The 23,870-nt window shown below is 42.0% G+C and carries 29 protein-coding genes; 5 read left to right on the top strand and 24 right to left on the bottom strand.

Annotated features, from left to right (window positions below; translation table 11 throughout):
* Positions 1 to 11 precede the first annotated feature (11 nt).
* Genes NT178_01590 through NT178_01580 form a run of 3 tightly spaced genes read right to left on the bottom strand, consistent with a single transcriptional unit; the run spans position 12 to position 632 of the window.
* Positions 12 to 260: a hypothetical protein gene (locus NT178_01590; protein MCX5811228.1), complete on the bottom strand. Its 249-nt coding sequence runs from the start codon at positions 258 to 260 to the stop codon at positions 12 to 14.
* On the bottom strand, positions 245 to 442 hold the full coding sequence (locus NT178_01585) for a nucleotidyltransferase domain-containing protein (protein ID MCX5811227.1): 198 nt from the start codon (positions 440 to 442) through the stop codon (positions 245 to 247). The genes NT178_01590 and NT178_01585 overlap by 16 nt, the downstream gene beginning before the upstream one ends.
* A 37-nt stretch (positions 443 to 479) precedes the next feature.
* Complete coding sequence (locus tag NT178_01580; GenBank protein ID MCX5811226.1) at positions 480 to 632, bottom strand: hypothetical protein; 153 nt, start codon at positions 630 to 632, stop codon at positions 480 to 482.
* Between the two features lie 84 nt (positions 633 to 716).
* Here NT178_01580 and NT178_01575 point away from each other — a divergent pair, with 84 nt between their 5' ends.
* The 5 genes from NT178_01575 (at position 717) to NT178_01555 (ending at position 6,629) form a co-directional block, all read left to right on the top strand.
* Positions 717 to 1,814, top strand: coding sequence for a pyridoxal phosphate-dependent aminotransferase (locus NT178_01575; protein MCX5811225.1), 1,098 nt, complete (start codon positions 717 to 719; stop codon positions 1,812 to 1,814).
* A 48-nt stretch (positions 1,815 to 1,862) separates the two neighbouring features.
* Positions 1,863 to 3,152 (top strand): hypothetical protein, encoded by a 1,290-nt coding sequence (locus tag NT178_01570; GenBank protein MCX5811224.1) that lies wholly within the window; start codon positions 1,863 to 1,865, stop codon positions 3,150 to 3,152.
* Between the two features lie 85 nt (positions 3,153 to 3,237).
* Complete coding sequence (locus NT178_01565; protein MCX5811223.1) at positions 3,238 to 3,807, top strand: indolepyruvate oxidoreductase subunit beta; 570 nt, start codon at positions 3,238 to 3,240, stop codon at positions 3,805 to 3,807.
* 14 nt (positions 3,808 to 3,821) lie between these two features.
* On the top strand, positions 3,822 to 5,648 hold the full coding sequence (locus tag NT178_01560) for a thiamine pyrophosphate-dependent enzyme (protein ID MCX5811222.1): 1,827 nt from the start codon (positions 3,822 to 3,824) through the stop codon (positions 5,646 to 5,648).
* 15 nt (positions 5,649 to 5,663) lie between these two features.
* A complete protein-coding gene (locus NT178_01555) occupies positions 5,664 to 6,629 on the top strand; it encodes a glycosyltransferase family 2 protein (protein ID MCX5811221.1) in 966 nt (321 codons plus the stop codon).
* Positions 6,630 to 6,771: 142 nt separating this feature from the next.
* Here the strand turns inward: NT178_01555 and NT178_01550 are convergent, their stop codons facing one another.
* From NT178_01550 to proC, 21 genes are all read right to left on the bottom strand, one after another.
* Positions 6,772 to 6,987, bottom strand: a complete 216-nt coding sequence (locus NT178_01550; GenBank protein MCX5811220.1) for a dodecin family protein — start codon at positions 6,985 to 6,987, stop codon at positions 6,772 to 6,774.
* A 171-nt stretch (positions 6,988 to 7,158) separates the two neighbouring features.
* Positions 7,159 to 7,704 (bottom strand): tRNA (adenosine(37)-N6)-threonylcarbamoyltransferase complex dimerization subunit type 1 TsaB, encoded by a 546-nt coding sequence (gene tsaB, locus NT178_01545; GenBank protein ID MCX5811219.1) that lies wholly within the window; start codon positions 7,702 to 7,704, stop codon positions 7,159 to 7,161.
* Positions 7,677 to 7,841 (bottom strand): hypothetical protein, encoded by a 165-nt coding sequence (locus NT178_01540; protein ID MCX5811218.1) that lies wholly within the window; start codon positions 7,839 to 7,841, stop codon positions 7,677 to 7,679. The genes tsaB and NT178_01540 overlap by 28 nt, the downstream gene beginning before the upstream one ends.
* Positions 7,831 to 8,898, bottom strand: a complete 1,068-nt coding sequence (gene rseP / locus NT178_01535) for an RIP metalloprotease RseP (GenBank protein ID MCX5811217.1) — start codon at positions 8,896 to 8,898, stop codon at positions 7,831 to 7,833. Before rseP ends, NT178_01540 begins: the two co-directional genes overlap by 11 nt.
* 69 nt (positions 8,899 to 8,967) lie before the next feature.
* Entirely contained in the window at positions 8,968 to 10,137 is a 1,170-nt protein-coding gene (dxr, locus tag NT178_01530; GenBank protein ID MCX5811216.1) for a 1-deoxy-D-xylulose-5-phosphate reductoisomerase, read from the bottom strand.
* A gap of 6 nt (positions 10,138 to 10,143) precedes the next feature.
* Entirely contained in the window at positions 10,144 to 10,938 is a 795-nt protein-coding gene (locus NT178_01525) for a phosphatidate cytidylyltransferase (protein MCX5811215.1), read from the bottom strand.
* A 70-nt stretch (positions 10,939 to 11,008) separates the two neighbouring features.
* Positions 11,009 to 11,722: an isoprenyl transferase gene (locus tag NT178_01520; protein MCX5811214.1), complete on the bottom strand. Its 714-nt coding sequence runs from the start codon at positions 11,720 to 11,722 to the stop codon at positions 11,009 to 11,011.
* An 8-nt stretch (positions 11,723 to 11,730) separates the two neighbouring features.
* Positions 11,731 to 12,288 carry a ribosome recycling factor gene (frr, locus tag NT178_01515; protein ID MCX5811213.1) on the bottom strand — a complete coding sequence of 186 codons (558 nt, stop codon included), beginning with the start codon at positions 12,286 to 12,288 and terminating at the stop codon, positions 11,731 to 11,733.
* On the bottom strand, positions 12,285 to 12,998 hold the full coding sequence (gene pyrH, locus NT178_01510) for a UMP kinase (GenBank protein MCX5811212.1): 714 nt from the start codon (positions 12,996 to 12,998) through the stop codon (positions 12,285 to 12,287). The genes frr and pyrH overlap by 4 nt, the downstream gene beginning before the upstream one ends.
* Position 12,999: 1 nt before the next feature.
* Positions 13,000 to 13,605 (bottom strand): translation elongation factor Ts, encoded by a 606-nt coding sequence (tsf, locus tag NT178_01505; protein ID MCX5811211.1) that lies wholly within the window; start codon positions 13,603 to 13,605, stop codon positions 13,000 to 13,002.
* Positions 13,606 to 13,616: 11 nt separating this feature from the next.
* Entirely contained in the window at positions 13,617 to 14,411 is a 795-nt protein-coding gene (rpsB, locus tag NT178_01500; GenBank protein ID MCX5811210.1) for a 30S ribosomal protein S2, read from the bottom strand.
* A gap of 232 nt (positions 14,412 to 14,643) precedes the next feature.
* Positions 14,644 to 15,528: a 1,4-dihydroxy-2-naphthoate octaprenyltransferase gene (menA, locus tag NT178_01495; GenBank protein ID MCX5811209.1), complete on the bottom strand. Its 885-nt coding sequence runs from the start codon at positions 15,526 to 15,528 to the stop codon at positions 14,644 to 14,646.
* Positions 15,525 to 16,289: a bifunctional demethylmenaquinone methyltransferase/2-methoxy-6-polyprenyl-1,4-benzoquinol methylase UbiE gene (gene ubiE / locus NT178_01490; GenBank protein MCX5811208.1), complete on the bottom strand. Its 765-nt coding sequence runs from the start codon at positions 16,287 to 16,289 to the stop codon at positions 15,525 to 15,527. The genes menA and ubiE overlap by 4 nt, the downstream gene beginning before the upstream one ends.
* Entirely contained in the window at positions 16,274 to 17,020 is a 747-nt protein-coding gene (locus NT178_01485) for an ABC transporter permease (protein ID MCX5811207.1), read from the bottom strand. Before NT178_01485 ends, ubiE begins: the two co-directional genes overlap by 16 nt.
* Entirely contained in the window at positions 17,017 to 17,775 is a 759-nt protein-coding gene (locus NT178_01480; GenBank protein MCX5811206.1) for an ATP-binding cassette domain-containing protein, read from the bottom strand. The genes NT178_01485 and NT178_01480 overlap by 4 nt, the downstream gene beginning before the upstream one ends.
* Positions 17,759 to 18,721 (bottom strand): MetQ/NlpA family ABC transporter substrate-binding protein, encoded by a 963-nt coding sequence (locus NT178_01475; GenBank protein ID MCX5811205.1) that lies wholly within the window; start codon positions 18,719 to 18,721, stop codon positions 17,759 to 17,761. Before NT178_01475 ends, NT178_01480 begins: the two co-directional genes overlap by 17 nt.
* A 184-nt stretch (positions 18,722 to 18,905) precedes the next feature.
* Positions 18,906 to 19,754, bottom strand: coding sequence for a hypothetical protein (locus NT178_01470; GenBank protein MCX5811204.1), 849 nt, complete (start codon positions 19,752 to 19,754; stop codon positions 18,906 to 18,908).
* A gap of 92 nt (positions 19,755 to 19,846) precedes the next feature.
* Complete coding sequence (murJ, locus tag NT178_01465; protein ID MCX5811203.1) at positions 19,847 to 21,379, bottom strand: murein biosynthesis integral membrane protein MurJ; 1,533 nt, start codon at positions 21,377 to 21,379, stop codon at positions 19,847 to 19,849.
* Positions 21,360 to 22,226 (bottom strand): RNA polymerase sigma factor RpoD/SigA, encoded by an 867-nt coding sequence (locus tag NT178_01460; protein ID MCX5811202.1) that lies wholly within the window; start codon positions 22,224 to 22,226, stop codon positions 21,360 to 21,362. Before NT178_01460 ends, murJ begins: the two co-directional genes overlap by 20 nt.
* Positions 22,223 to 22,876, bottom strand: coding sequence for a protein-L-isoaspartate(D-aspartate) O-methyltransferase (locus NT178_01455; protein MCX5811201.1), 654 nt, complete (start codon positions 22,874 to 22,876; stop codon positions 22,223 to 22,225). The genes NT178_01460 and NT178_01455 overlap by 4 nt, the downstream gene beginning before the upstream one ends.
* Positions 22,873 to 23,673, bottom strand: a complete 801-nt coding sequence (gene proC, locus NT178_01450; GenBank protein MCX5811200.1) for a pyrroline-5-carboxylate reductase — start codon at positions 23,671 to 23,673, stop codon at positions 22,873 to 22,875. The genes NT178_01455 and proC overlap by 4 nt, the downstream gene beginning before the upstream one ends.
* Positions 23,674 to 23,870 lie beyond the last annotated feature (197 nt).

The following is a 23,870-nucleotide window of genomic DNA, read 5'->3' as shown; positions in this document are numbered from 1 at the left end:
CCATGGACACATTATCCGAACAAAAGATCATAAAGGCGAACGTTGAGGTACAAATTCTCTCTCCCGACCTTCTGTCCCTTCACAATACCTGCCTTCTCTAATTCCTTCAGATAAACAGAAGCCGTCTTCCTTCCAACTATCGCTGCCCGCACAAGAGCTTCGCTCTTGATATAGGGCTGATGGAAAAGTAGTTCAATAAGTTCCTTCGAATATACGCGGGAGGGCAGTTTTTCTTTTCCGACCTTCAAGGTCTCATCCATGAGGGCTCTGATTTGAACGATTTTCTCTCGTGTTCCATTTCAACGAGAAAGTCCAGATCGCTTTTTTCATCGAAATCGCCCCGTGCAACAGACCCGAAGATTCTCAGGTTTTGGGCGCCGTGTCGTTTGGCGGTATCCAATATTACTGCCCGTTTCTCTCTTACAAGATTTCTAAGATTCATTATTATCCCTTTTCTCCATTTTGCTGTATACAGAATGTTAACCCTTTGATTCTATAAATACAAACAGTTTATTTAATTCCCAGCCATCCATGAGCAGATTCACGATATGTTTGAGAAACTGACGGGGCAATACCTTCAGACCTTCTGATCTCCACCCTGCGTAATCAATTGGTTCTTTGCTTTCAGACATAAAAAAACGTTGTTCTATTATGATAAAAATATTATATCTTATACGCTAAACGCTATTTGCACAGACAAAAGGACAGGAGGGACAATGCTGCTTTCTGACAGGGTAATGAGTTTAAGGCCGTCAGGTGTGAGGAAAATCTTCGACCTTGCAAATAAGATGAAAAACCCGATAAACCTGAGTATCGGCGAACCTGATTTTGATATCCCCGATCCTGTAAAGGAGGAAGGGATTAAATGGATACGGGCGGGATTTAACAAATATACACCATCAGGGGGCATTCAGGAATTACGGGAAAAGCTCCTGCATCATTTAAAGGGTCAGGGTATTATATGCGACGATGTGATACTTACTGCCGGAGCGACGGGTGGGTTATTGCTTTCCCTTATGGTTACTCTGAATCCCGGCGACGAAGTTATTATTCCGGACCCGTACTTTGTCTTATATGAATATCAGATCATGCTTCTTGGCGGAAAACCGGTTTTCATCGATACCTACCCCGATTTTACACTAAAGGAAGCTGCATTAAGAGAAGCTATCACCGGTAGAACAAAGATTATTTTGATCAATAGCCCCAATAACCCCTCAGGCGCAGTATGCTCTAAAGAAGAGCTTGATATGGTTGCAAGGGTTGCGAAGGAAAAAGATCTGCTTGTATTTTCCGATGACATATATGATAGATTTGTATATGAGAATAACTCGGAAAAGGTTTGTCTGGGTCAGTTATACGATAAGACCCTTACAATCGGGGGCTTTTCAAAAACATGGGCAATGACAGGCTGGAGACTCGGGTTTGTTGCCGGACCGCAAGAGATCATTCAATCTATGGTAACCATGCAACAGTATGTATTCAGCAGCGTTAATTCCTTTGCTCAGAAGGCAGCGCTATTAGCCCTTGATTATAATATGGATTCGTTTATTGAAGGCTACAAAAGGAAAAGGGATCTCATTTACGATGGTCTGAAAGACAAATACAATGTGGTAAAACCCGGAGGGGCCTTTTTTATTTTTCCCGAGGTTCCCGGTGGGGACGGCGATAAATTTGTCGAAAAGGCCCTGGAAAATAACCTGTTTATAATACCGGGAAGTGTTTTTTCAAGCAGGAAGTCAAATGTGCGTATTTCATTCGCTACCAGCGACGAGAACCTGTTGAAGGGTATAGAGATATTAAGGAAGATGGCATGAGAGAGACAAAAGCATATATCATCAATCGTATTGCAGAGGATATAAGCCATGTATAAACAAATATGCAGATTGCTCATAGATAACGGTGCGCGGCTCATATATACGACAAACAGGGCAGCGGGACATGCCCTTGAGGCATTGAAAAAGGAAAATCCCGCCTTTTATTCCGAAGTTTCAATAAATGAAAAAATAGCCTATGAGCTTGCTTTGACGGGTGGTATGGTTGCAGAAAGGACTGCATGTGTTTTTTCAACAGAAGGCCTATATGAAGCGTTAGATCCTTTAATGAGTTCCGCCTACACCGGCACAGTCGGCGGTTTTCTTATTCTTTGCCTTCAGGAGACCGAAGAGGAAGTGACACCAATGGGGCTTTTTTCAAAATTACCCATTATAGTAGCAGAAGGATCTGTTGCACTGGCCCGTTCCGTGGAGTTCGGATATTATCTGTCAGAGAAGTACGAAATTCCCGTTATTATCCAGGCAGCACTCGATGAAGGGGGTTTTCAAGGGTCAAATGTCAAATGTCAAATGTCGAAGAATGAGAACCCAAGTGATCAGTCAACAATAGAGACAGTACAGTCAGATAAAAATTCAACATTCAACATTCAACATTCAACATTTATAAAAAACCCTGCGCGCTGGGCAGCCACACCAAAGTTCAGGTATCAGTTGCACAAACTGCTCAATGAAAAGACGGAGAAAATCCGGGCAGAATTTGAACAATATGAGGGGAATACTCTGAAGATTATGCAGGGGAAGACAGGGGTTATTACCGATAAGCGTTCGTATGCGGAATTTTACGGGGAAGATTCAAGCGTTTTATATATTTCAACAGTTTACCCACTGCCTACAAAGCTGGTGGATGCTTTCATAGAACAGATGGATAAGGTATTCGTGATCGAAGGGGAGTACCCGGCCATTGAATTACAGATACGGGACAGGACAAAAGTAATAGCAGAGCACATCGAAGGAATGCCTGAGTGGACAAAACCGCAGGAAACCATGTATGGCTTCGAGGTGGTACGGGATACGCTCGGCGGCGCTTCTTCAATCAGCATGGCACACGGCATCAAAAAAACCGATCCTGATAAAAAAATCCTTGCCATTACTTTCGAAGACCACTTCTTTCATTCAGGGATGCCTGCCTTTGTAAATACACTTTATAACAACTCATCTTATGTACTTTTAATCCTGACGAACGAAAAGGAAAATGAGATTAAAAAGATCATGGAGGGGTGTGGGTTTCACAACTTTTTTCATATAGAGAACGTTTCGGAAATAGAACGTTTTTGCGATGCAGATAGCTTGACCGTGCTTTTTTGCAGGGGGATATTATGATGATGCAATTGAGAATTGAGAATGTAGAATGTAGAATTGAGAATCGTCAGATAAAAGTTTTATGCTATTTTCACAGGGAGGCGCTGTGAAACTTGAAATTGTTTGCGCAGGCATAGGTGGAAGAGGTGTGCTGCTCGCATCTACAATCCTGATTGAAGCGGCAATCAGTGCAGGACATCATGCGCTGGTATCAGATGAATACGGCATGAGCCAAAGGGGAGGCTCCGTTGTTTCACTTGTCAAGATCGGTAATTTTAAAAGTCCGCTGATAGGAAAAGAGAATGCCGACATACTCATTTCCTTTGAGGAAAGTGAATTTTACCGCAACCTCGGCTTTCTGAAAAAAGGCGGTCTGGCAATAGTTAATACCAGAAAAGATATCCTCCCGGCAGAGGTTGACAATATGCTTTCAAAAAGGAACATTACATGCCTTCTTGTCAATGCTGATGGTGCTGCAGCGGAACAGAACATGCTTCAGGCATCAAACATGGCTCTCCTTGGTTTCTTCTCTTATTTGGCTGTTGAGCCCTATAATGTTGAGAGCATCAGGGAAACAATCAGGGAAAGGACGAAGGGAAAGTTTTTAGAAAAAAACCTGGAGGTCTTTGACCTGGGTTATACGATTGCTAAAGACAGAAACATTAGGAAGCCTTAGCATATGGAGGTTTTGTGATAAAGGACGTAACTATGGAAGTAATGATCGGTAATTATGCGATAGCAAGAGGCCTTGTAGAGGCAGGATTAGAAATTGCAACAGCATATCCCGGAACACCGAGCTCGGAAATCATACCGGGTATCATAGAATTTAACAGGAGAGAAAAAGGTAATATCCTCACAGAATGGTCTGTCAACGAAAGATGTGCCCTTGAAGCAGCCTTTGGCGCAGCCTCGGCAGGCAAAAAGGCTGCATGTATGATGAAACAGGTTGGATTGAATGTTGCCTTTCCGCCGCTTTTAAACGCAAGAAGAAAAAGGTTAAAAGGCGCCCTTGTAATAATATCGTGCGATGATCCGGGACCGCAATCTTCACAGACCGAACAGGATACGCGGCTTCTTGCCACGTTATTTGATATCCCTGTCTTTGACCCGGCTTCGCCGAAAGAAGCGTCTGATGTTGCCTATTTTGCTTTACAGTATTCCATTGAAAAACACACCCCTGTAATATTAAGGTCTACCCACAGGGTGAGCCATTCAAGAGAAGCAGTACCGCTTTATCCACCGGGCACGAGGCATGTCGTCCTGATGGAGGGCGTAAGCGCTCCATATCCTGTGCTCAATGCCATCAGTCCTGCACCCGTTAAGCTTGGTATTATCGCTTCAGGCATGAGCTATTCCATCGTCTCGGATGTCATATCAGAGCTTGGCCTTGAAACGGTTGTCCCTGTCTATAAAGTTATTAAGATACCGAATGCACGGCCCCCTGTCCCCGGTCAAGGATCAAAAAGTCTGGAACAAGAAAACGAAAACATTGAGCTTTATAAATTTATTGATAATATGAACAGGATATTGGTGCTCGAAGAACCGGACACTGTCCTGGAAGCGCTTATTGATAATGGAAATAAAATTTATGGAAGATCAAACGGCTACGTTCCTGATGCCGGTGAGCTGACCTATGATATTGTTAGAGATGTGGTAGGAAGGACTGCTGCAGATTCAGGAATAAGGACAAACATATTTACGCCTGATCCCCTGATAGACGAATCGCTGAAAGGTGTACAGTTTTCGCCGAGGCCCCCGAAATTATGTGCCGGCTGTTCACACAGGGCCTCTTTCTTTGCAATGCGACAGGCATATCCTGAGGCAATTTTTCCGGGCGATATCGGGTGCTATACTCTGGGCATCTCACAGGGAGCTGTAGACACCTGTCTTGATATGGGCTCCGGAGTTACCATGGCTTCGGGTTTCTACGATACCATTAATCAGGATGGAGAAATTATACCCATCCTTGCCTCTGTCGGGGATTCGACATTTTTTCACGCCTGTCTGTCCCCCCTCTACGATGCGGTAAAAAAACAAAAGCGGTTTATACTTGTTATCATGGACAATGGCACCACAGCAATGACAGGCATGCAGCCGACTCCACAAACAGGCATTATGGCAGACGGTACTCAGGGACGCCGGGTGCTGATAGAAAATATCATAGAAGGTTTTGGTGTTGAGTTTTTGAAAATTCTCGATCCCTATGACATACCCCATATGATAAACACAATAAAGGAGGCAAAGACCTATCTCAGTAAAAATGGTAATGGCCCTGCGGTGATCATTGCGAGAAGGGAATGCCTGCTTCATACAAAAGTGAAATATACAGGCACATTTGACAGGATAGCCCTGGAAGAGGATTGTATCGGATGTAAGCGCTGTATTAAACTTCTTGATTGTCCCGCCATGTTGTTCAACGATGAAAAACATAAGGTTGTTATTGATGAAGGCCTGTGTGCTGAATGCGGGATGTGTCTTGTCGCCTGCAGCATAATAAGGCCGAAAAAAAAGGAATAAGTTAAGGCAAACCCGGTGCTTTCCATTATTATAACAACCAGGGATACAGAAGCACTTCTCAAAAATCTTTTATCCTCAATCAAAAAAGATAAAATGCTGGAGCCGCTCTTAAAAGAGGTAATTGTCGTGGACAATGCGTCTGCCGACAGAACCGGCGACATGGTAAAGAAGGATTTCCCCGGTTATTTATATATCAAAAACGAGAGGAATGAAGGGTTTGCTGCTGCTGTCAACAAGGGTTTTTTTCATTCTGTTGGAGAATATATACTTTTTTTGAATTCCGATACACTTCTCATCGAGGGTGAAATATTAAAGATACTTGACTTAATGAAGGAGAACCCGGATATCGGGATATGTGGCCCCCAGCTTGTTTATCCTGATATGAGTCCTCAGCGCTCGTTTGCATTTGCCCCCTCTTTGGTTTCTGAGATATTTCCACGAGCGCTTATTGAATTTCTATCTCCTGAAACAATTTCTGCCAGACCTTCTGCGTTACGCGCCCCGTCCTCTGCGCTTGACGTTCCTTCCCTCATCGGCGCTGCTGTTTTGATAAGAAGAAACGTGCTGGAATCTCTTGGGGCTTTTGATGACAGGTTCTTCTTCTTCCTTGAAGAAACAGATCTTTGTTTAAGGACAAGGAAGATAAAGTTTGGAACAGAGGGCAAAACGTTCAGGGTTGTTTTTTATCCTCATGCAAAGGTTATTCACTTGCAGGGGAAAACAGTCGCAAAAAACTGGGTCAAGGGCAGAATAGAATACAATATATCTCTTTATAAATTTATCAGAAAGCACCACACTTGCTTATATTACATGACTTTTAAAGCTGTCAGGTTCACAAAGTGTTGCATATTCCTCATAATATTCTCAACTCTGCCCTTTTTCCCGGTTAAAGATAAATTAAAGAGGTCATATACTTACTATACAAAGCTATTCCTCTGGCATATAAAAGGCTGCCCGGATAACGGCGGCCTGCGCGGTTAATATATATGCCGCGTGATACCAATTTGCCTTCAATCATATAACTTCGTTGCCTCCTCCTCGCACTCCTCGACGTACTGGTAGTACGCCTGCGTCGGCTCGTCGTCGTTGCCTCGTTCTATGCATGAAACCGAATTGGTATGAGTTAGCTTTCCAATATAAAGAGCACTTCAAGAGTAACCCTGTATTCAATAATTTTCCCGTCTTCCACCTTGCAGCGTTGGTCTTTTACTTTTAAGCCGGTTATACCTCTCAGCGTCTTAGAAGCCCTTTTGAAACCGACCATAATTGCATCGTCGAAGCTTTTAGGTGAACTGGAAACCACCTCTGTTATTCTTGCTACTTTGCCGTCAGACCTCATATTCAGTACCCTCCTGGTTTTTTATAAAATAAATAAAACTAATTTAAAAGGCTAACAAGAAGAGCAAGTTGTGTCAACACTAAAACGTCTTATTTAAAGGCTTATTGCAAAGCCGCAGAACTTTCCCATTCGGGAACCAATAGTTTCTCGTATGGAGTTTCCGGATGGAAACTATTTAACCGTTACATTAAACTTTATTTCTGCTTCAGATTTTCTGCAGTAGATGGGGTCAAGGGAGCCTTTGCCTGATATTTCCTCTCTTTTTAACCCTTCTTTGACAAGCGCTTCGCCCGAAATCTGTAAAAAGCCTTCTCTGATTGTCAGAACATCATGCATGCCGGAAAGAAAGGGCTCACAGAGGGCTGTACCGGTACCGAAGCATATACAGGGTGTTTTAATGATGTCCGCCAAGTGTTCGGGCTTAATTGAACAATAATCGGTAAGCCTTTGCACGCACCCGCCGGACATATGATACAGGGAAGCAAAAACCTCGCCCTTTTTTGCATCTATAAGCGGACAAATATAGTACCCCTCCATAAACGAAAAAGGCGATGCAAGCACATCAAGGGTCGGCACGCCGACTATGGGGATGTTACCGCCTGCATTGAGCCCTTTGCAGAAAGCCAGGCCGACCCGTATACCGGTGAATGAACCGGGCCCCAGTGTTACAGCCACAAGATGTACATCATTTATCGTATAGCCATTATTGGAAAGTATATGGGATATTTCAACAGGCAGTATCTCTGACGGCGTTTTTTTGTTTGTCTTTCTTCGATGAGCCTCTCTTCAATAGACAGGGCAATGCTCAGAAAATCCATGGAATTATCTATCCCGAGGACAATCCTATTTTCCAAAAAACATCCTCGTAATATCGTTAAAGAAGGCAAGTGACATAATAGCAATTAGAATTCCCATACCGACCTTCTGAGAAATTTCAATAAACTTTTGTGACACCCTTCTTCTTATAACAAGCTCTATGACGTGGAACAGGATATGACCCCCGTCAAGAATGGGAATAGGGAGGAGATTAATAACCGCAAGGTTGATACTGATTATTGCAATAAAGTATATGAGATTTTTTTTACCTTCCTTTGCCTGTTTGCCGGCCACCTCAAGAATAAGCAGGGGCCCGCCGACTTGCTTCGGAGAGATACTTCCCTCTATCAATTTGACAATTCCCACTATAGTTATCTTTGTAAGGTTGTACGTCTGATAAACAGCCTTTACTGCTGCGCCTGAAACCGTCTCCTTTTTTACAAAAAATTCATTCGATGCTGCGACGCCTATGACCTTTCTCTTGATCGTGTCTCCGAAGATGTTTTTACTTTCCATCTCCTTCGGGGTCAGTGATATATCAAATAAATTTCCGTCTCTTTTCACAGTCACCTTTATAGGTTGCGAACCGGTTTGCGCCATGGCATCCATGAGGTCCGACCATTCGGCAATGCTTTTACCGTCGATGGCCAAAAGGGTGTCCCCTTCCCTGATGCCTGCTGCATAAGCAGGATAATTCTTGTCTACGCTTCCTACCTTTGTTGAAAGGACGGAGTATCCGCTCAGGAATACAAAGTAGAAAAGGACAAGGGCAAAGAGTATGTTGAAAAAGGGACCCATAAAGGCTATGAGCATCTTCACAAGAGGCGGCTTGTTCGAATATGACCGGGATATTTCTTCTTCCGGCACCTCTTCTCCCGGCGCTTCACCGAGCATCTTTACATATCCGCCAAGAGGGATGGCAGATAAGGCATATTCTGTCTCGCCCTTTTTAAAACTCAGGAGTTTTTTCCCGAAACCCAGCGAAAACGACAGAACCTTTACATTTGCCCATCTTGCAACAAGAAAATGACCGAGCTCATGTACAAGTATCAGGAGGCTCAGTGCGATAAAACCATAAATTATGTTAATAACCATATTATTGACCTCTCATATTTAGATAATCGGGCATCAAGTATTTGTAATCCGGTATTGAAGGCAGAAAAATTATGCCGACCCCTGACCCCTGACCCCTGACCCCTTTATTATTTCTTCCGTATATTTCTTTGCCCAATTATGTATCTCCCATATGGTTTCAATATCTTCAATCACCGGTAATGCCGGATGACGTTCAAGAGCCTGTTCTATAAAAACAGGGATATCAGTAAACCGGATTCTGTTGTTTATGAATGCTTCGGAGGCGACCTCGTTTGAAGCATTCAGTGTAACAAGGGCACTATCTCCTGCGCGAAGCGCATCAAAGGCAAGCCTGAGTGATGGAAATCTATCCATATCAGGCGGATAAAATGTCAATTTGTGCAAATCTTCAAGGTTTAACCGGACAGAAGGAAGGCTGCGAATCTTCCCCTCATTGATGGCAAAAGAAATCGGGATTTTCATGTCAGGATGCGCCATATATGCAATCATGGCGCCGTCAGTACACTCAATCATCCCATGGATGATGCTTTCAGGATGGACGAGAACCCTGATAAATTCAGGCTTAATATTAAACAACCAGCGTGCCTCTATCACCTCAAGGCCTTTATTCATCAATGTTGCCGAATCGAGTGTCACCTTTTTCCCCATTTTCCAGGTAGGATGATTAAGCGCTTCTTCCGGCTTCACATCTGCCAGAGCGGTTTTTCCGTGCTCCCTGAAAGGGCCTCCTGAAGCCGTGATGATTATGGTTTTCAACTCATGTCTTCTTATCTTTTTCATGACTTGAAAAAGAGCAGAGTGCTCACTGTCAACGGGGATGAGTTTTGATCCATGCGTTTTGAGCAGGTTTGAAACAATTCTGCCTGCCATAACAAGGCTCTCCTTATTTGCCAGAGCAAGGATCTTCTTTGCCTTTAAAGCGCTGATTGTAGGTTCAAGACCGATACTGCCGGGCATGGCATTTACTACTATATCTTCCTCCATGTTGATTATCTCATTTATCCCGTTAATACCGGTAAAAAGCCTCTTCCGATCAAAACGCACCTTTCCTTTTAAAGATTCTTCGTAGATACATACATATTTCGGTTTAAATCTTTCTATCTGTTTATTAAATAACTCTGTATTCCCCTTGCAGACAAGGCTGAATACCTCGAAGGTATCTCTCTGGTTATCTATGACCTCAAGTGTTGCCCGCCCGATAGAGCCTGTTGAACCGAGTATTGCGATCTTCTTTTTCATATCTCCTTAGATACCTGTCAGATATATATTGTAAAGAAACGGTGCGGTAAAAATAAAGCTGTCCATTCTGTCAAGTATGCCTCCGTGCCCGGGGATCAGGGATGATGAGTCTTTTACGCCAGACACTCTCTTGCCGATGGACTCAAATATATCACCGAGCTGACCAAGCAGACCAATTAAAGCTCCGATAATAAGCGACTTTGTTAAACTTAAACCCGACAAACAACTTGTCAAAACAATGATGAGCATGCTGCCGAATATGGCGCCCAGCAGCCCCTCGAATGTTTTTTTCGGACTGATTTGAGGTACAAGGGGGATCTTCCCGAATGTTTTTCCTGCAAAGTAGGCGCATGTATCGCTTGACCACAACGTAAAAAGGAGGATTAAGGGTAAATAGTTGTTCAACTCTTTTAACAGGTAGATATAAAAAAGGGGAAGGATGATAAATATTTCGCTAAACAGAACAACTGTGACTGTCTGTATGATTTCCTTGTTTATGTCTTCTTTTTCCCCTCTTCCGGCTGCAAGTCCGGCAAAAAGATAAATCATAGGTGACACAATAAGCCACATGAAATATACCTGATAGCATTTATAATAGAGAGGGACAAGACTGACGATAATAATGAATAACGGCAGAAGTTTACCCGGTATTTTCACCATTGTGATACATTCAAAAGCTGCAAGAACAGCAATTATGGCTAAAAACGCAAAAAACCATTTAAGTGGTAAAATATAAAATAAAAATGCAGTAATGGGAGCAAGAAGAATGCCTGCAATTACCCTTTTTTTTAATTCTCCCACTTTCTAATTTTCCTTTAAGCTGCAATTATTTAATTTCAAAGACATGCGAGGCTCCAAAACAACCTGGGGATTATTTTGTACTCCCGAATCTTCGCTCTCTCCGGGTATACGCTTTCAATGCCTCAATATATGCTTCTTTTCCAAAATCAGGCCATAACGTGTCCGTCACATAAAGCTCTGTATATGCAATCTGCCAGAGCAGAAAATTGCTTATCCTCATCTCTCCGCTTGTCCTTATAAGAAGATCAGGGTCGGGCATATTCCTGGTATATAGATATCTGGAAAAGACATTTTCATTGATTCTTTTAACAGCGCCTTTTTTTGCATCTTCCAGAATCAATTTAACGGCATTTACTATCTCTTCCCTTCCACTGTAGCTTAAGGCGATGCTGAGGGTAAGCGATGTATTACCGGCTGTTTTATCCATTACATCTTTTATATGATGCTGTAACCTCTTCGGAAAATCTTTTAAGTTTCCGACTACATTAAACCTTATGTTTTTATCCATCATAAGAGGCAATTCATTTTGAAGATAAACGCCCAGAATCTCAAGCAGCCTCTTTACTTCATCTTCGGATCTTGTCCAATTCTCTTTGGAAAAGGCATAAAGCGTCAGATATGGGATCTTGAGGTTCCTCGTTGTAGTTACCACATCCCTGACAGATTCCATACCCTGAAGATGTCCTTCCACCCTTGGAAGGTTGCGGAGCTTTGCCCATCTACCGTTTCCATCCATTATAATGGCTACGTGGGTTGGAAGTTTATTGATCTCGATATTTTGCATTGGAGATATTAGATTTCCAGGATTTCTTTTTCTTTATCAGTATAGATTTTCTCTGCCATCTGGATATATTTATCTGTAATTTTTTGTATATCATCCTGATGTTTGTGGAGATCGTCCTGTGACAGGAGTTTGTCTTTTTCCATCTTCTTCAACTTTTCATTCATGTCTCTTCTGACATTCCTTATGGCAACCTTTGTGCTTTCAAGCATCTTCCCGCCAAATTTTACCAACTCGCGCCTGCGCTCTTCTGTCAACTTGGGAAACGAAAGACGTATCATCTTTCCATCAGACATAGGATTGACTCCGATATCCGATTTTTGGATTGCCTTTTCTATTTCACCTATGATAGACACCTCCCAGGGCTGTATTGTTATAGTTCTGCTGTCAGGTACGCCTATTGCTGCCACTTGATTTAAAGGAGTAGGCTGGTTATAGTAACTAACCCGGATATCTTCGAGAAGAGATACAGATGCCACACCTGTTCTGAGTTTAGACAGGTCCTTGTTAAACGTGGCAAGTGATTTATCCAGTTTATCTTCAAGCTCGCTCATAATCTCACTCTTCATAATACCCCCTTGACAATTGTTCCGATATTTTCTCCCAGAACCACCTTCTTTAAATTATCCTTTTTCTTTATGTTGAACACAATAATAGGCAGGTTATTCTCCCTGCAAATGGTTATGGCTGTTGCATCCATTACCTTTAGACCTTTGTTCAACACATCGGAATAGGTAATTTCCTTAAAAAACAATGCATCTTCATATACTTCAGGGTCTTTATCGTATACGCCGTCAACCCTTGTTGCTTTAAAAATCACCTGAGCTTCAACCTCCAGTGCCCGTAAGGCAGCGGCAGTATCTGTAGTAAAAAAAGGGTTCCCCGTACCGCAGGCAAAAATCACAACCCTGTCCTTTTCAAGATGCTCTAATGCCTTTCTTTGTGCATAGGGCTCTACAATCCCTCTCATCTCCAGGGCACTCTGGACCCGTGTGGGGACATGCATTTTTTCAAGCGCTTCCTGTAGCGCAAGGGCATTTATCAGAGTTGCAATCATGCCCATGTAATCGCCGGTTACCCTGTCAACACCCTGTTTTTCAGCCTTGCCTCCCCGATATATATTCCCGCCGCCTACTACAATAGCAATCTCAATCCCGAGGTCTGCAATATCTCTAATCTGGGAACTTATCTCTCTGACTATATCAGCGTCTATACCGAAGCCCTCTCCACCCATAAGGACTTCTCCGCTTAATTTTAAAAGAATTCTGCTATAGGTCATGTTATTCTTCGACGGTCTCGCCGAGCTGGAATCTCACAAATCTCCTGATAACAATATTCTCTCCCAGCTTTATAACAAGTTCTTCAAGAAGCCCTTTTACCGTTATATCGGGATTTTTAATAAAGGACTGATCAAGGAGGCATACCTCCTGATAATATTTTTCCATCTTCCCTTCGGCGATCTTATCAACAATCTTCTCCGGCTTGCCCGAGTCAAGGGCCTGTCTGCGGTAAAGTGCCTTCTCTTTTTCCTTTACTTCCTCCGGAACATCCTCCCTTTTTATATAAATCGGGGTAGCGGCCGTAATCTGCATTGCAATATCTCTTGCAAAGTCCTGAAATTCATCTGTTTTTGCAACAAAGTCCGTTTCAGAGTTCACCTCTGCCATAACACCGACTTTTGCACCGGTATGTATATAAGAGGCTATTACGCCTTCTGATGCAGCCCTTCCTGAACGTTTCTGTAGCTTTGCAAGACCCTTTTCTCTTAAATATTCAATGGACTTTTCCATATCGCCATCTGAGTGTTTTAATGCCTCTTTACAATCCATCAGGCCTACGCCCGTTTTCTCTCTCAACTTTTTAACATGTTCTGCTGTTATCTCCATCAGCTTCCTCCTTACTGGTTTTCCTCGAGGTCATCATCGTCATATTTTTCTATAAGTATGCTTTCGTCTATAAAAGGTTTCGGTTCTTCTCCTGTCTCATCTTTACCCTGGAACTCTTCCACATACAGCGCCTTTCCCTCGAGAACTGCATCTGCAATTTTCATGGTGATGAGTTTGATAGCCCTGATTGCATCGTCATTTCCGGGTATAATATAATCTATATCATCGGGATCGCAGTTTGTATCAACGATGCCAATCGTTGGAATGCCAAGTTTCCTTGCCTCTTTTACTGCAATGTACTCTTTTTTCGGGTCTACGACGTAAACAGCGCCAGGCAGCCGATCCATACCTTTTATGCCGCCGATATTCCTTTCAAGTTTCGCAATTTCTCTGTCTATGCCTATCGCCTCTTTTTTGGAAAGGGCCTTTATGATGTCACTCCCTTTTATTTCTTCATACTTTCTTAGTCTTTCGAGGCTTTTTTTCATGGTTTGAAAGTTTGTCATTGTTCCGCCAAGCCACCTGGAGTTGACATAAAATGTGTCGCATCTTTTTGCTTCTTCCTTGATTCCTTCCTGTGCTTGTTTCTTGGTGCCCACGAAAAGGATATACTCATTCCGGGAAGCTACTTCCCTTGCAAAATTGTATGCTTCTTTGAACATTTTTAATGTCCGCTGAAGATCAATAATGTATATGCCATTTCTCGCACCGAAAATATAAGGTTTCATCTTCGGATTCCACCTTTTTGTCTGATGTCCGAAATGGACGCCTGCTTCGAGTAACTGTTTGATGGTTAAATTAGACATGTATCCTCCTAGTTTATACTTCCGCTTTTCGCACTTTGGAAATAGACAGATTTACCCGCACCCTATTCCCAATTGAAAGGCGTGCTAATTTGAAATCATGTATTAAATATCATATGATTTCAAATATTTCAACATAAATGTTCACAAGAAATGCCCGTCAAAAGCAGTGAAAAATATCTGTGCAAACCGGAATTCGTGCCCTAAAGTAGAAATGAAGAAGATATTGGAACAATTATTTAAACAGCCCTGAAATTATGGCAATGCTATTGAGGCCGTAGAGTATCCTTACATACCTGCCATACTGGTCGAGAAGTACCCAATCTTCTGTATTCTTGACCGTCCGGATCATTTTTACGCATACAGGGATGCTTGCAAGGCATATCAGGGCATACCATGAGAGTGCATTTGTAAGTATCAGGGCTATAACAGCCAGATAAATCAAAACCCAGAAAACAATAAGGCCGACAAATGCACCTCTTTTACCGAGTCTTACAGCCAGGGTATATTTACCCGCAGCAAGGTCGGTTTTCATATCAGGGAGGCTTTGATAATACAGGATCGAGGCGACCATCAGCCCGACAGGCAAGGACAGATAAAAGGGCGCCCAGTCAAACCGGCCTGCAATAACCCAATAAGTTCCTACCACAATGATCGGCCCCATGTTTATCCCGACAAAAAGTTCACCCAGTCCGTAGTATCCATACCGGATCGGTGGCGCTACATAAAAGAAACTGCTAAAAGCGGCAAAAAGAACCAAAGGAAGGATCGCAAAGAGGTTAAAGCTGAACATGATGGTAAAGGCAATCAGGAAGGCAATGCAGTATAAAATGATGATCGCCTTCAATAATACATCAGGCAAGATTTTGCCCTCCTGTATGACACGGGAGCCGCCTATTGATTCACCTGAATCAGCGCCTTTTATATAATCGAAATAGTCATTTGCAAGATTGGTAACAAGATGGACAATAAACGATCCAAAAATAACCAGGAAAAACTTGTCAAGATGCAGGCCATAAGCCTTTGCAGACATCCACCCGATCAAAAGCGGGGCGAGGGTGGCGATGAAAAAAGGCGGACGGCTCGCCTGGATCCAGGCCTTCAGTGTTTCATTGCTCACGACTTGCCGTTCCCCGGTTTGATCCCAGTATAAAGATAGGTGATACCGAATGTAAGTTTATATTTTTTTACCTCTGTCAGCCCTGCCTCTCCCATTAAGCCTGCAAACCGTTCCGGTGAAGGGAAATTCATGATCGAGTCGGCAAGATACAGGTAGGCAGCAGGATTAAAAGACAGCAAACCTGCAATACCAGGCAATATAAAATTTAGATACAGGTGGTAGAGTCTTTTAAATAAACGGTTCCGGATATATGTCATTTCAAGAACCATTACCTGTCCATCCGGCACTATTACACGTATCATCTCTCCCAAAGCCGCCGTTCTATCGGGGATATTCCTTATGCCGAAGGCGATGGCTGCAACATCAAAGGTATTGTCTTTAAAAGGAAGGCTGAGGGCATCTGCATTGGCTAAGTTGATATCCTGCCCAAGTCCTTTACGGTAAATTTTTTTCCGGCCGGCAACGAGCATGGCCTGGACAAAATCTACACCTGTTGATTGTACATCATGAAATCTCTTTGCAGTCATAATGGCAAGATCGGATGTGCCGCAGGCCACATCCAGAAAACGGCCAGTGAGAAAAAATCTCATTTTTTTTACGGTAAAACGCCGCCAGGCAACATCACGCCTCATGCTGAGAAAATGGTTCAAAAAATCGTATCGCTTTGTTATGGTGGAAAAGATTTCTTTAACCATGCCGGCGTGTTCCGTCCCGGTAACCATAGATACTGAAGGATATTGTTTATTCAGACGTTTTTCCATCTGCACACTTTTCTCTCAAGGAGGTCAAATATCTCATAGATTACAATGCCGATAGAAGATAATGCAATAATACCGACAAACATAGTTGTATAATCCGCTCTTCCCCAGGCATCTATTATATAAAATCCAAGCCCCATATTTGTCCCGATAGATTCGACAAAAAAGAGCACTGCAATGGACGTGCCTGTAACTATACGCAGTGAAGTAAAGATACCTGGAAGGCTGATCGGCCATACCACATGGCGGTAAAAATCCCATTGCCGGCTGCCGAGCGACCGGAGCGAGTAGATTACCTCCTTATCTATTGTACGTGCAGCATCGCGGGTTGTTATTAGAAGCTGGAAGAAGATAATCATGGTGATAAGAACAATTTTGGCTGCATCTCCAAGCCCGAAAACAACGAAGATAATAGGCATAAGGACAATCTTCGGCACCGGGTATCCAAGATATATTAACGGCGAAAACAGGCGGTCGAGCTTATCGTTACTCCCAAGGAGAAGCCCCAGGGGGGTTGCTGTGAAAAAGGCAATAAGAAGCCCGGTAATAATGCGAAAAGCGCTTGCCAGCACATGTTCCCAGAAGCTGTGTTCCCCGATCTCCCGAAAACCTTGAATAAATACCGATATCGGGTCAGGGAGTATTGTACTGCCGAGTATTAAAGAAAGAACGTACCAGAATGCATAAACAAGGACTACCGTTATGCCATATGTAATGATCTGCCTTTTTTTCATGCAAATTTCTCAAGTATTTTACGTAATTCAAGACATCGTTCAAAAAATGAAGGTTTGTTCCGGTATTCAAGGCTTCCCATTTCTGGGTTCTCAATAACGGTCTTTATGCCGGCCCCCTGATTATCAAGCACCATAATTTTGCGCCCGAGAAAAACCGCCTCTTCAATATTGTGAGTTACTATGATGAAGCTGAACTTCCTTTGGGTAAATATTGTAAGAAGTCTATTTTGCAAGCGTTCACGGGTAATCGTATCGATTGCGGCAAAGGGCTCGTCAAGAAGCAAAAGTGACGGGTGAAGAATAATTGCCCTTGCAAGGGCAACGCGTTGGCGCTGCCCTCCGCTTAACTGTCCGGGGTAAAGGTGGTCAATATCTTCAATGCCCAGCTTTTGTTTTATAGTAATCAACTCCTCCTCAGCAATTTTAATCTTTTGCAGGTGAGCCCCCAGCATAATATTGGCTGCTACAGTTTTCCAGGGGAATAGTCCGTAATGCTGCAGTACAAGCGCGATCTTTCTGTTTGGTGCATTTACCGGACTGTCATCCATCCATACGCTGCCTTCTGTTGGAGGGAGAAGTCCTGCCGTAATCAGCAGAAGTGTTGTCTTGCCGCACCCTGAGGGGCCGACAATAGAAAAGGAATCACTCTTTGAAAGCCTGAGATTGATTCCCTCCAATACGGTTTTTGACTCATCAGCATTAAGAAATGTTTTTTTTATATTATCGAGTCTTAAAAGGTCATGGGAGGTAGCCATTACCCACCATTTGCTTGAATGTCATTTCTGTTTTTATAATCTTTTTCCCTCTCAACCACTGATATACGTCCATAACTTGATTATAATCAGGTGTAGTGAGTTTCCGGAATTCGGGGATGGGAAATGTTTTTTGAAGAGGATCCGGAACCCTGCATTCACGGTTCATGATCGAGCGGACTTCATCTTGATGCCTGTTTATATATTGTGAAGCTTTTTCTACCGCTGTTAGGAACCTTCTTGCAACATCAGGATAATCTGCAAGAAACTTTTCGTTAAATACAAGTACGGTAGCGGACGCATCAGCTCCTGCATCGTCAATCAAGACCTTGCAGCCTTTCTGCTCGGCAAGGGTTACAAGGGGCTCGGGAAGCATTGCTGCCGGTATCTGGCCTGAGAGCAGCATTTGCAGGCGGATTGGTATGCTTTTTATCTCTATCTGTTTTACGCTTTCTGTTTGATTAGATTTTGATTTTAAAAGCTTTGTCATAAGGTAATCTAAAATGGTGTTAGAGCTTACTGCAATCCCCTCCCTGGATATCTCGGAAATTGATTTATTTGAGTGCTTTGGCGAGGCAATAATTGCAAACATGCGTTGTGTTTTTGATGTGTTAAATATTGTGGCAATCATTTTTGCAGGTGTCTTATTGGCATTCAATACCATAGGAGTCATCATATCGCCGAAATACCCGGAGATCTGTCCTGCAGAGAGTGCCACATCTTTTTCCATAGCAGAATTAAATCTGACAAGGTTTACGGATAACCCCTGTTCTTTAAAAAAATCCTTTTCCACTGCAACGAAAAGCGGCAGTGCCTGCAAAACGGGAAGTGTCCCGAAATTTACGACAGGCAAAGGCTTACTGTCTTTATTTTCTCCGGCATTAAGCGAGAGGCTTGTCAACGCATAAATTGACACAAAAGCTACGATGAATATAGCAATCTTTTTCATTTGTATGTCCTTTCGTTCATTTTAACCGGGAATATCCAGTTATTTCTTATAACATAGTATAGAAAAGAATGGACTGGATGTCAAACTTCCGCGCACCAACGGACAGTTGTTGTTTACCCTGATTGTGGTTTTAAACATCCTTGCTGAATTGAGTATTACAATGTAATGATACGGTATATTTGAATTATGGAAATAAGGCTTGTATCTTTCTGATATTTTCCTCGATTGCTTCTATATATGGGTTGTTTAAAGTTCCAAAATGGTAAGTCAGGTATTTATACATGGAACCCATTTTTAAAAAACGGTTCATTGCAACTTTTTTGTAAAAATATTGAGTATTTTTTACCAATTCATCGGCATTATTAAATAATTTTATACCTATGCCAAGCAGCTTTTCCGTGTTTTCAAAACGATATGCCTCCTCAAACTCCTTAAATAGCAAAGGGAGTTTCCGGGGATAATCGGGCGACGCCATCTGTCCCAGTAAATCTGCCGTTCCGAGCGTATACCCTATTACCTGTTCTTCCTCTGAGCTGAAACGGATATCTACAGGAGAATAATTTACACCGGTACACGCGATTGCATGCTTGATGTGTAAAATACTATATTCATCAAAACCTGCCTGGTGCAGATATTGATCTGTAAAATCAATGCTTCTCTGTATATGGGTAAACGTATATTTTGCACCTGTACCGGCATTGTCGTCCTCTGTCTTTATATAACCCGTATCATGCAGTAAAACGGCAACAATCCCCAGATCAAAGTATTCCTTTGAAATTCTCAAGGGATTTCCGCTCTTGTTCCATCCGTCTATGATCTCCACAAAAGGGGGAATTGTCTGTAAAGTATGGTAAATATTATGATATTTAACGTCACATTTTTGGAACCCTTTTCTTTTGCCTTTAAAGAGGTCTACAACGTCCTTCAATACCATATTAACAGTCTTTGTATCATCGTTTTCGTAGTTGTCATGATAGACCGTCTTGATTCCGGCTATGATATTTCTACTTTTTAAGTCTCTGTCGGCGAGCATTACACTATTTTCCCCTAATAATAAAATATGATTATACAAAATAAAAATATAGATAATTATATCATTTTACTATCTAAATAAATATTAATTTATTATATCTTTCTGCGAATAAGCATCAGGTAGTAATCTCTAAAAAAAACGTAATAGGTGACAATCGTCAGGACAACACTCAAGGATAATGTCAGATATGCCCTGTCCTGCCATATGCATTTCACCGCAAAAATCGATAATAGCAGTATAATTCCGGACAGCAAGGATTTAGTTATCTGCCGGAAGGTGTTTCTCGTCATTCTGTATTTAATTTTTTTCTTTAAAAAAATATAGAGAACTGAAAAATTGTAAAGCGAAACAATGGACGTGGCAAGAGCGATGCCAAGATTTTTAAATTGTTTCATCAACAGGGCAGCAAGTATTGCATTAATAACAATTGAGGTGATGCCTATAACTGCGGGCGTTTTCATATCATGTAAGGCATTGAATACTCTTACAAGGGAGAGTGAAAGTGCATAAAAGAGTATCCCTATTCCATAACCGAAAAGAGCCCTGCTGGTCATTAACGTTTCTTTTGAGGTAAAAGCACCGCGTTCGTAAAGTATCTTTATGATTGAATCCCCTGTGGAGCACAACAGTATTGTAGAGGGAATCAGGGTTATACACAAGAGGATGAAGGAGCTGTCAATGTGCGAATAGATGCCCCCCATGTCTTTTTCATGGTACAGTTTTGAAATCTTTGAAAACATTACCGTATAAACAGGGACAGCGAAAAGGCTGAAAGGGAGGATGAAGATTCTAAAAGCATAAGACAGGGAAGCTACCTCTCCATGAGGAAGATAAGAAGCTATGATTCTACCAACAAAGCTATTAATAGGTACGATTGATGTGGCAATAAGGGCGCCTGTAAAAAGTCTCCTTGCCTCTGTAATAGACGGGTGGTTCAGGGAAAGTGCAATCCTGTATCTGATATTGAATTTTCTTAAATATGGAAATTGTACAATAATCTGGGAGACAGAGCCGAGAGTAACCCCTACGGCGAGGCTGTATATACCAAACTTTTTACTGAAAATAATTGCAGCAAGTATAAAGATGATGTTCCACATGATCCCCGACATCTCCGGTGCTGCAAAATGCTCCTTTGCGTTAAGAAACGCCTTTATAACCGACAGAATTGCGTGAAGAGCGATAACGGGTATCATAATGATGAATAAGATTCTTGTAATCCTTTTTGATTCAGCATCAAATCCCGGCGCTATTAATTGGATGATCTCGCTACTGAAAATAAAGAATATTGTTGATAAAAAAAGTGTAATAATTATAGTAAGATTTATAAATGTTGCATATATATTGGAGTATTCTTCATCATTTTTCATGTATTTTGTGCATACAGGTATAAGGAAGGCACTTGTTGCACCAGAAAAGAAAAGGGTTTGAATTAATTCAGGAAAGTTAAAAGCCACAACAAATGCGTCAACCAACAGCGTAGCGCCGAAGAGATACGCCTGGATTGCCTCTCTTACATAACCGAGAGGCCTGCTTATTAATGTAATTATGGTAATTATTGAACCTTTTCTTATTATATCGGTTGTAGAATTATTTAAAGCGTCCTGATCAGATATTATCTCTTTCAATATTCTTTCTCTTAGCGGTTTTGCGTAGTTTGATTAATGCCTTTTGCTCTATCTGTCTGATTCTTTCCCTTGTAACCCCAGAGATCTTACCAATGGATTCGAGGGTCTTGGGTTCCTCTCCGTCAAGGCCATACCTTAATATAATTACCTTTTTTTCATCATTATTTAATGCGTCAACCCATGAAGCAACCTCTTCGACCCTTTTTGCCTGTTCAAGGGCTGCTAAAGGTTCTTCGTACAGGGTATCCGGTAAAATATCTTCGAGCCTGAGCTTGCCGTCCTCATCAATAATAGTTTCAAGTGAGCATGTTTTTATTATCATGGAGAACAAATTATTTACAAAATCAATGGGGAATCCCGTTTCACGTGATATGTCTTCAGGTGTGGGCTCTCTCCCCTCCTTGTCCATATAATCGTTCACTATCCTTGAAATTTTATAAATCCTTGAGGAAATATGTATAGGCAGACGGATGGTTCTTGAGAAATTTGCTATCGCCCTCTCTATTGATTGTTTTATCCACCATGTTGCATATGTGGAAAACCTGCATTTTCTTAACAGATCAAACTTTTCTACAGCCTTTATCAAACCGATGTTTCCCTCCTCGATAAGGTCAAGGTTCGATAAGCCCTGGTTTACATACCTCCTTGATATCTTTACAACAAGTCTCAAATTGGCCTCTACAAGTCTTTTCTTTGCTTCAAGGTCTCCATTCGTCATTTGTTCTGCATATGTTATTTCCTCTGCTGCCGACATAACAGGAAGTTTCCTCAGCTCTTTCATATAGAGCTTTTCAACCTGAAATTCTTCGTATTCCGAGGACTTTGCCTGTGGTTTTTCTTCTATCAACTTTCCCAACCCTGATTACCGATAAGTTTCACAAACCTGCATCCCCCATAGCTTTCCTTGCTGTACTCGTCATTATCTTCTTTAGTGTAGACTATTAAATCCTGTATATATTCTTCGCCTATAGGGATAACAAGTTTACAACCTGTTTTTAATTGCCCGAGAAGAGTCTTTGGCATGTAAGGTGCTGCCGCAGTGACAATAATTCCATCATAAGGACTGTGTTCTCTCCATCCGAGTGTGCCGTCGTCTATTGTTATTACTATGTTTGTATATTTTAGCTCATCAAGTAGTTTTCTTGACCTTTTTGCTAATGTCGGGATTCTTTCGATTGAATATATCTGATCAACAAGTTCGGCAAGCACGGCTGTTTGATATCCCGATCCCGTACCTATTTCGAGGATCTTTTCATTGCCTTTTAATTGGAGTAATTCTGTCATCAAGGCTACAATATAGGGCTGGGAGATTGTCTGCTTTTCTCCAATAGGGGATGGATAATCTTCATATGCCTGAGACCGCAGTGCTTCATCAAGGAAGAGGTGTCGAGGGACCTTTTTCATGGCATTTATAATCCTGATATCCTTTATCCCTCTCGGCACTATCTGTGAATCCACCATCTGTTGTCTTTTACTGGCATATTCATTCAATATCATAATGAAAGTTCTTTTGCCCTTTTCGTGGATATTTCAACTGCTTTCATGATGTTTCCCTTAAAAGCGCTTTCCTCCAAAATTGCAAGGCCGGATATGGTAGTTCCGGCAGGAGATGTGATCATCTCTTTCATCAGGGTAGGGTGAATCCCTTCCTCTTCCAGCATCTTTAAGGTGCCCTTAACTACCTGGGTACATATGGTCTTTGATTTATCCCTTGCAATACCCATTTTTACACCTGCATCAATCATGGCTTCAAGGAAAAGCAGGAAAAAAGCAGGCCCGCTTCCCCCAAGGGCGGTAATGGCATCCATCAGTTCTTCCCCTACTTCTACTGTTTTCCCCATAGGCAAAATGATGGTTTTAACTGCTTCCAGTTCGTCCTTCTTGATATCAGGTCCTGGCGCAATGCCGATTGCGCCTTCCCCTACTTTCACACAAATATTAGGCATCATTCTGATTGCTTTTATCGGTTTACCTATGGCCGACAACAAATTCGAAAGGGTAATGCCGGCCATAATGGATATGATGATTTTTTTATCATCAATAAGAGGGGCGATGTCATTTAACAGCTTTTTAGAATCCTGTGGTTTTATTGATAGAATGATATACTTTACTTTTTTTATCAGCTCTTCGACGCTGCCAATAAATTTTACTTTATATCTGTCTTCTATAAACATTGCCCTTTCCGGCTTTATCTCAAAACATAGTACCGATTCTTTTTTAGCACCGCTTTTTAAAAGAGTTTTTACAATAGCTTCTCCCATGTTGCCAAGTCCTATGATTCCAATTTTATCCATAATTATCCTCCCTCTCCGTATCTAAATGTTTATATCTAAATGTTTATATCAAATGAGTAAGATATTTTAAAGCTAAATTTGTCCACACCCCAGAGTTTACGATTTTAGCAGATAGCGTTTATAAACTCTATGAATGTCCGTGGGCACAAGCCCGTGGCATTTAAAATGAGCACAGCATCCCTGGTACCCGCGCTGGC

It is taken from the genome of Pseudomonadota bacterium (assembly GCA_026388255.1).
GTDB lineage: Bacteria > Desulfobacterota > Syntrophorhabdia > Syntrophorhabdales > Syntrophorhabdaceae > JAPLKB01.
Note: the sequence above shows the minus strand (reverse complement) of the source record. Positions and strands in the feature narration are given on the sequence as shown.